The sequence below is a fragment of the Streptomyces sp. NPDC007991 genome, from assembly GCF_042958445.1.
In the GTDB taxonomy this organism is placed as follows: Bacteria; Actinomycetota; Actinomycetes; order Streptomycetales; family Streptomycetaceae; genus Streptomyces.
Map to the genome: position 1 here is coordinate 182,946 of NZ_JBIBJD010000013.1, position 11,582 is coordinate 194,527.

The following is an 11,582-nucleotide window of genomic DNA, read 5'->3' on the forward strand; positions in this document are numbered from 1 at the left end:
CACACCCAAGGACCACAGATGACCCGCGTGATCGCCGGCACAGCCGGCGGGCGTCGCCTGGCAGTACCCCCAGGCACCGGCACCCGCCCCACCTCGGACCGCGCACGCGAAGGTCTCTTCTCCACCTGGCAATCCCTCCTCGGCGGCCCCCTGGAAGGCGAACGCGTCCTCGACCTCTACGCCGGCTCCGGCGCAGTAGGCCTGGAGGCCCTCTCACGAGGCGCAGGCCACGCCCTCCTCGTCGAGGCCGACGCGCGAGCGACCCGCACGGTCCGCGAGAACGTGAAGAACCTCCGCCTCCCCGGCGCCGAGGTCAGATCAGGCAAAGCGGAACAGATCATCCGCACACCACCCCCCGGCGAGCCCTACGACCTCGTCTTCCTCGATCCGCCGTACGCCGTCACGGACGACGATCTTCGCGAGATCCTCCTCACACTCCGCACGGAAGGCTGGCTCGCCGAAGAAGCCCTCGTCACCGTGGAGCGCAGCACCAGAGGCGGTGAATTCCGGTGGCCCGAGGGTTTCGAAGCCCTCCGGGCCCGTCGCTACGGCGAGGGAACGTTTTGGTACGGTCGCGCCGCCTCTACGTGCGAAGACGCACGATGACCGGACCGGAGAGCGAGGGATCACAAGTGCGCCGCGCCGTATGTCCCGGGTCGTTCGACCCGATCACCAACGGACACCTCGACATCATCTCCCGCGCCTCCAGGCTGTACGACGAGGTCTACGTCGCGGTGATGATCAACCAGTCGAAGAAGGGCCTGTTCGAGATCGACGAGCGGATCGACCTGATCCGCCGGGTCACCGCCGAGTACGGCAACGTCCGCGTCGAGGCCTTCCACGGCCTGCTCGTCGACTTCTGCAAGCAGCGCGACATCCCCGCCATCGTCAAGGGCCTGCGCGCGGTCAGCGACTTCGACTACGAGCTCCAGATGGCCCAGATGAACAACGGCCTCTCGGGCGTGGAGACCCTCTTCATCCCCACCAACCCCACCTACAGCTTCCTGTCGTCCTCCCTGGTCAAGGAGGTCGCGACCTGGGGCGGCGACGTGTCGCACCTGGTTCCGGCGGAGGTCCTCCAGGCCCTCGCCGAGCGCCTGCGGCAGGACTGAACCCGCCCCCGGCGCCCCACCGGGCCCTGACAGGCCGTCACCCGGTGTTCCCCGGCGTCCCCCTGGCCGTACAGTCGTCCCGTCCGTCTCCAACGCATCTGTAGAGAGTGGCGAGCACACGGTGGACGTGCAGAAGAAGCTCGACGAGATCGTCGCCGCGGTGTCCGGCGCCCGGTCCATGCCCATGTCGGCCTCGTGCGTGGTCAACCGCGCCGAACTGCTCTCCATGCTGGAAGAGCTGCGCACGGCGCTGCCCGGCTCCCTCGCCCAGGCCCGGGAGCTGATCGGCGACCGCGAGCAGATGGTCGAACAGGCCCGCCAGGAGGCCGAGCGGATCATCCAGGCCGCGCACGCCGAGCGCGGTTCACTGATCTCCGACACCGAGGTCGCCCGCCGTTCCCAGGCCGAGGCCGACCGGATCCTCGCCGAGGCCCGCCAGGAGGCCGAGGAGATCCGCGCCGAGGCCGACGAGTACGTCGACTCCAAGCTCGCCAACTTCGAGGTCGTCCTCACCAAGACCCTCGGCTCCGTCGGCCGCGGCCGCGAGAAGCTCCTCGGCACCGGCACCGGCCCCGGCACCGACGAGCAGGGCTACGAGGACGAGGACGCCCCCGAGCGCAGCCACGACCCGCAGACCCAGCGCCGCAGCGCCGACGAGTACGTCGACGTCAAGCTCGGCGCCTTCGAGGCGGTCCTCGCCAAGACCCTGGACGCCGTCGGCCGCGGCCGGCAGAAGCTGCACGGCCGGATCGCCACCGACGACCTCGGCTCTCTCGCCGACGACACCAGCACCGTCCAGCACTCCAGCGACGCCGACTACCTCGCCGACCTGGCCGCGCTCTCGGACCAGAAGCCCCCGGCCGAGCAGCCCGCCCAGCAGCAGGACTACGGCCGGCCGCAGCCGGCCTATTCCCCCACCTCCGGCTACGCTCCGGCGGGAGGTGCCCCCATCCAGCAGCAGCCGGACCCCTACGGCGGCTACCCGCAGCAGGCGTACGCCGCCCAGCAGGACCCGTACGGCTACCAGCACGCGGATCCCTACGCCTACCCGGGCTACGACCCCCAGCAGGCCGCCTACGACCCGAACCAGGCACAGCAGGCCCAGCAGCCCCAGCACGGGCATCAGAGCCACCAGGAATACGCCCTGGACGAGACCAGCCTGTTCGACACGGGCATGATCAGCGCCGAGCAGCTCCGGGCCTACGAGCAGGGCCGCGGCAACGGCTGAGCACCGGATTGGGCCGACGGGCAAAGGTCCAGTATCCTGGCTCTTCGGTCGCGCGTACGTCCGCGATCACCGCTGCCCGGGAACACCGAAGGGCGGCGTCTCCCTCAGCTCAGCAGACCGAAAGCAGGAATGGCCCTGAACGCCCGCCTCGACCACCGCAACCCCCTCGTGTTCGACACACACGAGCTGGGCCGGCGGCCCGGTGCGCTACAGCGCCTGACCCGCACGGTCGACGGTCCCAAGGACCTCGGTATCAAGGGAGTCATCGGAGTGCCGGAAGGCGCCCCGGTGGAGCTCGAACTCCGCCTGGAGTCGGTCATGGAAGGGGTGCTCGTCACAGGCACCGCCCGTGCCGCCGCCGAGGGGGAGTGCGTAAGGTGTCTGGAGCCGCTTCAGCTCGACGTCGAAGCGGAGTTCCAGGAGATGTTCTCGTACCCTGACGCCGACGACCGGGGCCGTGTGATCGCGGAACCGGGCGACGACGCCGAGGACGACGAGGACAGGCTTTTCCTCGAGGACGGCCTGTTCGACCTCGAGCCCGTGCTGCGTGATGCGGTGGTGCTCGCACTGCCGATGCAGCCGGTGTGCCAGGAAGACTGCCCTGGTCTGTGTGCCGAGTGCGGCGCACGGCTGGCAGACGACCCGGACCACCACCACGACGCCGTCGACATCCGTTGGGCGGCATTGCAGGGACTCGCCGGCACCATGAAGGACGGCGAGAAGGACGAGATGAGCGGCGCCGAACCTGGCGTCGACGAGAAGCAGGAGAAGTAGCCGTGGCTGTTCCGAAGCGGAAGATGTCGCGCAGCAACACGCGCCACCGCCGGTCGCAGTGGAAGGCTGCGGTCCCCACCCTGGTTGCGTGCGAGCGCTGCCACGAGCCCAAGCAGCAGCACATCGCGTGCCCCTCGTGCGGCACTTACAACAAGCGCCAGGTCCTCGAGGTCTGAGCGGCTGGTGAGAGGCACTGTGTCCACGCCTAAGAACAAGTCTTCCCGCGTGAGCGGAAGCGCAACGGCGGACAACCAGGCCTCGTCCCACACGCTTCTGGAAGGGCGGCTCGGCTACAAGCTCGAGTCCGCCCTTCTGGTGCGAGCACTGACCCACCGGTCGTACGCATACGAGAACGGCGGTCTGCCGACCAACGAGCGTCTGGAGTTCCTCGGGGACTCCGTGCTCGGCCTGGTCGTCACGGACACGCTGTACCGCACCCACCCCGACCTGCCCGAAGGCCAGCTGGCCAAGCTGCGGGCCGCGGTGGTGAACTCGCGTGCGCTCGCCGAGGTGGGCCGCGGGCTCGACCTGGGCTCCTTCATCCGGCTCGGCCGGGGTGAAGAGGGCACGGGCGGCCGGGACAAGGCGTCCATCCTCGCCGACACCCTGGAAGCGGTGATCGGCGCGGTCTACCTCGACCAGGGCCTGGACTCGGCGGCGGAGCTGGTGCACCGCCTGTTCGACCCCCTGATCGAGAAGTCGTCGAACCTCGGAGCCGGCCTGGACTGGAAGACCAGCCTCCAGGAGCTCACCGCGACCGAGGGGCTCGGCGTGCCCGAGTACCTGGTCACGGAGACCGGCCCCGACCACGAGAAGACCTTCACTGCTGCCGCCCGCGTCGGAGGCGTCTCGTACGGCACCGGCACCGGCCGCAGCAAGAAGGAGGCGGAGCAGCAGGCCGCCGAGTCCGCGTGGCGGTCCATCCGGGCCGCGGCGGACGAGCGCGCCAAGGCGGCGAAGGACGCCGAGGCGACGCAGACGGCGGCGGCTCAGACCGCCCAGACGGTCGTCGACGGCAGCAGCGTCGACGGCTGACGAGCCGGCCGCCCGCACCCGGCGGCCGCAGCACAGCGCACCCGAGCGCCCGCCCCTGCCCGGGGGCGGGCGCTCGGATCGTCCGCAGGTTTGTGACGGGGGATCCCCATGCCCGAGTTGCCCGAGGTCGAGGTCGTACGGCGCGGTCTTGAGCGGTGGGTCGCCCACCGGACCGTCGCCGAGGCCGAGGTGCTGCACCCGCGCGCGGTGCGCCGCCACCTCGCGGGCGCCGACGACTTCGCGCACCGCCTGAAGGGGCACCGCATCGGCACCCCGAGCCGCCGCGGCAAGTACCTGTGGCTGCCCCTGGAGGACACGGACCAGTCGATCCTGGCCCACCTCGGCATGAGCGGCCAGCTGCTGGTCCAGCCGCAGACCGCCCCGGACGAGAAGCACCTGCGCATCCGCGTCCGCTTCACCGACGCCCTGGACACCGAACTCCGCTTCGTCGACCAGCGCACCTTCGGCGGCCTGTCGCTGCACGACAACACCTCCGACGGCCTGCCCGACGTCATCGCGCACATCGCCCGCGACCCGCTCGATCCGCTCTTCGACGACGAGGCCTTCCACCGGGCGCTGCGCCGCAAGCGGTCCACGATCAAGCGGGCCCTGCTCGACCAGTCGCTGATCAGCGGTGTCGGCAACATCTACGCGGACGAGGCGCTGTGGCGCGCCCGCCTCCACTACGAGCGCCCGACCACGACCTTCACCCGCCCGCGCAGTCTGCTGCTCCTGGGCCATGTGCGGGACGTGATGAACGCGGCCCTCGCGGTGGGCGGCACCAGCTTCGACAGCCTGTACGTCAACGTCAACGGCGAGTCGGGCTACTTCGACCGGTCGCTCGACGCGTACGGCCGGGAGGGACTGCCCTGCCGACGCTGCGGCACCCCGATACGCCGCCGGCCCTGGATGAACCGGTCGAGCTACTACTGCCCGAAGTGCCAGCGCCCGCCGCGGATCACGCCTTAGCGGAGTCGTACCGCTCGCGCGCGGCGATGACCTCGTCCATGCTGCCCTCCACGAAGTGGATCAGGGCGAGCAGCCGCTCGGCCACGCCGCGTCCCAGCGACGTCAGCTCGTAGTCCACGCGGGGCGGGTTGGTCGGCTGCGCCTCGCGGTGCACCAGGCCGTCGCGCTCCAGCGCGTGCAGCGTCTGGGAGAGCATCTTCTCGCTGACGCCGTCGACGCGGCGGCGCAGTTCGTTGAAGCGGAGCGAACCCTCGTACAGGGCGCCCAGCGTCAGTGCGCCCCAGCGGCCCGTCACGTGCTCCAGCGTGCCGCGCGAGGGGCAGGCCTTGGCGAACACGTTGTACGCGAGCTCGTCCAGGCCCGCAGTGGGCTCCTGGGTGGTGGTCATATTCCCAGCGTACGCCAGCGCAGCGCTGACCATCAGATTGCGCTAAGCATTGGTTAGTGCAACGCCGGGGCTCAGTACCCGAAGTCCTGCGTCCACCACGGGCCGCCCGACCCGAACTCGACACCGACGCCCAGCGTCTTGAAGTCGCAGTTCAGGATGTTGGCGCGGTGGCCGGGGCTGTTCATCCAGGCATCCATCACGGCCGCGGCGTCGGCCTGGCCGCGGGCTATGTTCTCCCCGCCGAGGTTGGATATCCCGGCCTTCCCGGCCCGGTCCCACGGCGTCCTGCCGTCCGGGTCGGTGTGGTCGAAGAAACCCCGCGCGGCCATGGCCTCGCTGTAGTCCTGCGCCAGCTCGGTGAGCGCGCTGTTCGCGGCGACCGCGCTGCACCCCACCTTGGCCCGCTCCTCGTTCACGAGCTTGAGCACCTGGGCCGCGGCGGCGGACTCCTTGGACAGGGCGGCGGGCGCGCTGGGCTTCACCGGCGCCTTCGTGGCCGTACGGGAGGGGGTGGTGTCCGGCTTCTCACGGGGAGTGGCCGCCGGCGCCTTCTTCTCGGGCGCCTTTTCCGGCGTCTTCTCCGGTTTCTCCGTCTTCTGAGGTGTCTTCGTCGGCGCGGCCGACGACTTCGAGGCGGACGGCGACGGCGACAGTGAGCGCTCGGCGTCCCGGCTCGTGGGGGCACCGTCCCGGTCGTCGGCGCTGCCGGTGGTGCCGCCCTGCTCGATCGGGCTGTTCGTCGGGGTGTCCCCGGCCTGCACCTTGTCGGCGCCGCCGCCACCACCGAGCTGGAAGTTCTCGAGGCCGGGCACCGCACCCGTCGCCACCGCGACCGTGCCGAGGGCGACCGCCGCGGACACGCCGAGCAACCCGGTGCGCATCGGCCGAGCGGCCTTCTTGCGGCGGCGGTGCGAGCCGGAGCGCCGGGCGCCACCGTCGGGTGTGAAGCCGTCACTGGCGAAGGCGGCCGTGTCGAACAGGTAGGCCTCGCTCTTCGCGTAGCTGCCGGCGTACGCCTCGGGGTTCAGGTAGGGCGCGATGCCCATCTCCGCGCCGTCCGTCGAGGGGGAGTGCAGCGGGTCGTGGCCTGCCACGGAGCCGTCGGCCTGCGTGATCCCCGTGGCGCGACCCGTCGCGGCACGGCCGGCGGCGGAGCGTCGGTGGCGTCCCATGTCCTGGCCTTCCTCGTCCTGGCGGTCGACTCGTCCTCGAGATCAACACCAAACTCACTCGATCGTGTGAGTTTCATATGAGATTCGTTGGGTGGGGACGGTACCGCATGGCGCAAGAGGAGGAAGTGCCCACAGAGGGTTCGCGCGGTTAGGTTGCAGTCATGAGTGAGGATGTGCGACTGGTCGCCTGGGTGCGTGGACGCGTCCAAGGTGTGGGTTTCCGCTGGTTCACGCGGGCCAAGGCCCTGGAGATCGGCGGCCTGAGTGGTTTTGCTCTCAATTTGGGCGACGGACGCGTCCAAGTGGTCGCGGAAGGCGCGAGAGAGGGCTGCGAAGGTCTGCTGGAGTGGCTCCAGAGTGACGACACGCCCGGCCGCGTGGTGGGCGTCACCGAGATCTGGGACACACCTCGCGGGGGCTACGAGGGCTTCGCCATCCGCTGACCCCACACCGCCGGGAGGCCCCCGGGCCCGTCCGCGGACCGCTCGCCGAGGGCCTCCCCGAACGGAAACTTGCTGGTGATTGCCGAGAATCACTTGCCTTGGCAGGCCGCACCCGCAAGGATGATCGCCACGCCCCGAAGGCCCCGCAGAAGCGCTGGCACCGCCGTTCCAGGCCGTGCGCGCCCGGGTCGCCGCCAATACGGGGCGTGATCGTGTTGACCGTCAAACTTTTTGGTGAGACGCTGAAAGCACCCCGCGCACCTAGCTGTTTGGCATGGCTGAACGGCAGCACAACTCCAGGCCCTGCCAAGACTGCGGGTGCGGAATCCCTCACGACCCACACCGCATCGGTCGGTCACTCATTGTGGAGGACCATCCATCATGGCAAAGGCGCTTCTCGGTTACGTCGGCGGCTCCGACCCTCGACTCCTCGCCGAGATGCGACGGCTCCAGCAGCGTGTCCAGGACCTGGAATCCGAGCTCGTACGGATCCAGGCTGAGAACGAAGCGCTGACGGCTGCCGCTTCTCACGACAGGATCATGGAGAGCGTTGACGCACACCAGGCGGAGCCTGCGCTCACCTGATCACTGCACCGCTCCACAACAGCACCGCAGTGGTTGGGCCGCCCGTCACAACCGCTGAGTTGTCAGAAGTGCAAGGGACGCCGCTGGCGTCCCTTCTTTCTTTCCCCCGCGCATCCTTTCACTGTCTTTAACGTCTGGTGTGCCCTGCGCGTTCAGCGGCGAAACCGTGGGTTCATGGAGTGAGACGAACCCGGGCGGTAGAGTCCAGCGGCGTGCACCTCAAGGCCCTGACCCTCCGCGGGTTCAAGTCGTTCGCATCGGCGACCACACTCCGGTTCGAGCCGGGCATCACGTGCGTCGTCGGACCGAACGGCTCGGGCAAGTCCAACGTCGTCGACGCGCTCAGCTGGGTCATGGGCGAGCAGGGCGCCAAGTCGCTGCGCGGCGGCAAGATGGAGGACGTCATCTTCGCCGGCACCACCGGCCGCCCCCCGCTGGGCCGCGCCGAGGTGTCCCTGACCATCGACAACTCCGACGGGGCCCTGCCCATCGAGTACGCCGAGGTCACCATCACGCGGATCATGTTCCGCAACGGCGGCAGCGAGTATCAGATCAACGGCGACACCTGCCGCCTCCTCGACATCCAGGAACTCCTCTCCGACTCCGGCATCGGCCGCGAGATGCACGTCATCGTCGGACAGGGCCAGCTCGACTCCGTGCTGCACGCCGACCCCATGGGCCGCCGCGCCTTCATCGAGGAGGCCGCCGGCGTCCTCAAGCACCGCAAGCGCAAGGAGAAGGCGCTGCGCAAGCTGGACGCGATGCAGGCCAACCTCGCGCGCGTGCAGGACCTCACCGACGAACTGAGACGGCAGCTCAAGCCCCTCGGCCGCCAGGCCGCCGTCGCGCGCCGGGCCGCCGTCATCCAGGCCGACCTGCGCGACGCCCGGCTGCGCCTGCTGGCCGACGACCTCGTACGGCTGCGTGAAGCCCTCAAGGCCGAGGTCGCCGACGAGGCCGCCCTGAAGGAGCGCAAGGAGGCCGCCGAGCGCGAGCTGCGCAGGGCGCTCCAGCGCGAGGCGCTCCTGGAGGACGAGGTACGGCAGCTCACGCCCCGCCTCCAGCGCGCGCAGCAGACCTGGTACGAACTCTCCCAGCTCGCCGAGCGGGTGCGCGGCACGATCTCGCTGGCCGACGCCCGGGTGAAGAGTGCCACCTCCGCGCCCCCCGAGGAACGGCGCGGCCGGGACCCGGAGGATCTGGAGCGCGAGGCCGCCCGTATCCGCGAGCAGGAGGCCGAGCTGGAAGCGGCCCTGGAGGCGGCCGAACGCGCCCTGGAGGACACGGTCGCCCACCGCGCCGAGCTGGAGCGCGCCCTGACCGAGGAGGAACGGCGCCTGAGGGACGCCGCCCGCGCCATCGCCGACCGGCGCGAGGGCCTGGCCCGGCTCAGCGGCCAGGTCAACGCGGCCCGCTCCCGCGCCGCCTCCGCCCAGGCCGAGATCGAACGCCTGGCCGCCGCCCGCGACGAGGCACAGGAACGTGCCGTCGCCGCCCAGGAGGAGTACGAGGCCCTCAAGGCCGAGGTCGACGGCCTCGACGCCGGCGACGCGGAACTCGCCGGGCAGCACGAGGTCGCCAAGCAGCGGCTCACCGAGGCCGAGGCCGCCCTCACGGCTGCCCGCGAGGCGACCACGGCGGCGGAACGCGAGCGCGCCGCGACCCAGGCCCGCCATGAGGCCCTGGCACTCGGCCTGCGCCGCAAGGACGGCACCGGGATACTGCTCGCGGCGAAGGACCGCCTGTCCGGCGTCCTCGGCCCGGCGGCGGAACTCCTGACGGTGACCCCCGGCCACGAGGTCGCTGTCGCCGCTGCCTTCGGGGCGGCGGCGGACGCGATCGCGGTCACTACGCCGGCCTCGGCAGCAGACGCGATCAGACTCCTGCGCAAACAGGACGGCGGCCGGGCATCTCTGCTCCTGGCAGGAGATGCTCACCCTGGGGGCGCGGGGAACTGCGCGACCAGCCCGCAGGGACCCGCAGACGCACGACACACCTTCGCCGCAGACCTGGTCCGCTGCCCCGCCGACCTCATGCCCGCCGTACGCCGCCTCCTGCAAGGAATCGTCGTCGTCGACACCCTCGAAGACGCCGAAGACCTCGTATACGCCCACCCCGACCTCACCGCCGTAACGGCCGAAGGCGACCTCCTCGGCGCCCACTTCGCCCACGGCGGCTCCGCAGGCGCCCCCAGCCTCCTCGAAGTCCAGGCCTCCGTCGACGAGGCGGCCGCGGAGCTGGAAGAGCTGGCCGTCCGCTGCGAGGAGCTGACCGAGGCCCAGCAGGCTGCGGTGGAACGCCGCAGGGAGTGCGCCGCGCTGGTCGAGGAGCTGGGGGAGCGGCGCCGGGCCGCCGACCGGGAGAAGTCCGCCGTCGCCCAGCAGCTCGGCCGGCTCGCCGGGCAGGCACGGGGTGCGGCGGGGGAGGCCGAGCGCTCCACCGCCGCCGCGGCCCGCGCCCAGGAAGCCCTCGACAAGGCGCTGCACGAGGTCGAGGAACTCGCCGAGCGGCTCGCCGTCGCCGAGGAGATGCCGATCGAGGAGGAGCCCGACACCTCCGTACGGGACCGGCTCGCCGCCGACGGTGCCAACGCGCGCCAGACGGAGATGGAGGCCCGTCTCCAGGTCCGTACGCACGAGGAACGGGTCAAGGGCCTGGCCGGACGGGCCGACTCCCTGGACCGGGCGGCCCGGGCGGAGCGCGAGGCACGCGCGCGTGCCGAGCAGCGACGGGCCCGGTTGCGGCACGAGGCGGCGGTCGCCGAGGCCGTCGGATCGGGCGCCCGGCAGCTGCTCGCACACGTCGAGGTCTCCCTGGCCCGCGCCGACGAGGAGCGCACCGCCGCCGAGGCCGCCAAGGCCCGCCGCGAACAGGAACTCGCCCGCGCCCGCACCGAGGGACGCGATCTCAAGGCCGAACTCGACAAGTTGACGGATTCGGTCCACCGCGGCGAGGTACTCGGCGCCGAGAAGCGGCTGCGGATCGAGCAGCTGGAGACCAAGGCGCTGGAGGAGCTGGGTGTCGAACCGGCCGGACTGGTGGCGGAGTACGGACCGCATCAGCTGGTGCCGCCCTCGCCCCCCGCCGAGGGCGAGGAGCTGCCGGAGGACCCGGAGCACCCGCGCAACCGGCCCAGGCCGTATCTCCGGTCCGAGCAGGAGAAGCGCCTGAAGGCCGCCGAGCGTGCCTACCAGCAGCTCGGCAAGGTGAACCCGCTCGCCCTGGAGGAGTTCGCGGCGCTGGAGGAACGCCACCAGTTCCTCAGCGAGCAGCTGGAGGACCTCAAGAAGACGCGGGCGGATCTCCTCCAGGTGGTGAAGGAGGTCGACGAGCGTGTCGAGCAGGTCTTCACCGAGGCCTACCGGGACACGGCCCGGGAGTTCGAGGGCGTCTTCAGCCGGCTGTTCCCGGGCGGTGAGGGGCGGCTGGTGCTGACCGACCCCGACAACATGCTCACCACGGGCGTGGACGTCGAGGCCCGTCCGCCGGGCAAGAAGGTCAAGCGGCTGTCGCTGCTCTCCGGCGGGGAGCGGTCGCTGACCGCCGTGGCGCTGCTCGTGTCGATCTTCAAGGCACGGCCCAGCCCGTTCTACGTCATGGACGAGGTCGAGGCCGCCCTCGACGACACCAACCTCCAGCGGCTCATCCGGATCATGCAGGAGCTCCAGGAAGCCTCCCAGCTGATCGTGATCACCCACCAGAAGCGCACGATGGAGGTCGCCGACGCGCTGTACGGCGTCTCCATGCAGGGCGACGGTGTGTCGAAGGTCATCAGCCAGCGTCTCCGCTAGGTGTGTGTGCTCTACACCGGTCTCACCTGCGGCTCTCGATGACTTCAATACTTGAACACATCACCGTCACAATCCTGCCTCAGAT

The 11,582-nt window shown here is 70.7% G+C and carries 12 protein-coding genes; 10 read left to right on the forward strand and 2 right to left on the reverse strand.

From position 1 onward, the window contains the following. The first annotated feature begins 18 nt into the window (after positions 1-18). The 7 genes from rsmD (at position 19) to mutM (ending at position 5,118) form a co-directional block, all read left to right on the forward strand. A complete protein-coding gene (rsmD, locus tag ACFZDA_RS33415; protein ID WP_391088900.1) occupies positions 19-606 on the forward strand; it encodes a 16S rRNA (guanine(966)-N(2))-methyltransferase RsmD in 588 nt (195 codons plus the stop codon). 26 nt (positions 607-632) lie between these two features. Next, positions 633-1,112, forward strand: a complete 480-nt coding sequence (gene coaD, locus ACFZDA_RS33420) for a pantetheine-phosphate adenylyltransferase (protein WP_391089092.1) — start codon at positions 633-635, stop codon at positions 1,110-1,112. Positions 1,113-1,233: 121 nt separating this feature from the next. Next, positions 1,234-2,340, forward strand: a complete 1,107-nt coding sequence (locus ACFZDA_RS33425; protein WP_391088902.1) for a cell division initiation protein — start codon at positions 1,234-1,236, stop codon at positions 2,338-2,340. Between the two features lie 129 nt (positions 2,341-2,469). Then, positions 2,470-3,114: a YceD family protein gene (locus ACFZDA_RS33430; protein ID WP_391088904.1), complete on the forward strand. Its 645-nt coding sequence runs from the start codon at positions 2,470-2,472 to the stop codon at positions 3,112-3,114. Positions 3,115-3,116: 2 nt separating this feature from the next. Next, positions 3,117-3,290, forward strand: coding sequence for a 50S ribosomal protein L32 (gene rpmF, locus ACFZDA_RS33435; protein WP_003951102.1), 174 nt, complete (start codon positions 3,117-3,119; stop codon positions 3,288-3,290). A 7-nt stretch (positions 3,291-3,297) separates the two neighbouring features. Then, positions 3,298-4,149 carry a ribonuclease III gene (rnc, locus tag ACFZDA_RS33440; RefSeq protein ID WP_391088906.1) on the forward strand — a complete coding sequence of 284 codons (852 nt, stop codon included), beginning with the start codon at positions 3,298-3,300 and terminating at the stop codon, positions 4,147-4,149. Positions 4,150-4,257: 108 nt separating this feature from the next. Further along, positions 4,258-5,118, forward strand: a complete 861-nt coding sequence (gene mutM / locus ACFZDA_RS33445) for a bifunctional DNA-formamidopyrimidine glycosylase/DNA-(apurinic or apyrimidinic site) lyase (RefSeq protein WP_391088908.1) — start codon at positions 4,258-4,260, stop codon at positions 5,116-5,118. Here mutM and ACFZDA_RS33450 read toward each other — a convergent pair. Both ACFZDA_RS33450 and ACFZDA_RS33455 read right to left on the reverse strand, forming a co-directional pair. Further along, positions 5,108-5,506 carry a winged helix-turn-helix transcriptional regulator gene (locus tag ACFZDA_RS33450; protein ID WP_391088910.1) on the reverse strand — a complete coding sequence of 133 codons (399 nt, stop codon included), beginning with the start codon at positions 5,504-5,506 and terminating at the stop codon, positions 5,108-5,110. The two genes, mutM and ACFZDA_RS33450, sit on opposite strands and share 11 nt — an antisense overlap. 71 nt (positions 5,507-5,577) lie before the next feature. After that, entirely contained in the window at positions 5,578-6,678 is a 1,101-nt protein-coding gene (locus ACFZDA_RS33455; protein ID WP_391088912.1) for a CAP domain-containing protein, read from the reverse strand. A gap of 161 nt (positions 6,679-6,839) precedes the next feature. Here ACFZDA_RS33455 and ACFZDA_RS33460 point away from each other — a divergent pair, with 161 nt between their 5' ends. From ACFZDA_RS33460 to smc, 3 genes are all read left to right on the forward strand, one after another. Next, the gene (locus tag ACFZDA_RS33460; RefSeq protein ID WP_391088914.1) at positions 6,840-7,121 is read left to right on the forward strand and encodes an acylphosphatase; all 282 of its coding nucleotides are present in this window, start codon (positions 6,840-6,842) and stop codon (positions 7,119-7,121) included. 381 nt (positions 7,122-7,502) lie between these two features. Beyond that, the gene (locus tag ACFZDA_RS33465) at positions 7,503-7,706 is read left to right on the forward strand and encodes a hypothetical protein (protein ID WP_003993245.1); all 204 of its coding nucleotides are present in this window, start codon (positions 7,503-7,505) and stop codon (positions 7,704-7,706) included. A 212-nt stretch (positions 7,707-7,918) separates the two neighbouring features. Next, positions 7,919-11,497 (forward strand): chromosome segregation protein SMC, encoded by a 3,579-nt coding sequence (smc, locus tag ACFZDA_RS33470; RefSeq protein ID WP_391088917.1) that lies wholly within the window; start codon positions 7,919-7,921, stop codon positions 11,495-11,497. Positions 11,498-11,582 lie beyond the last annotated feature (85 nt).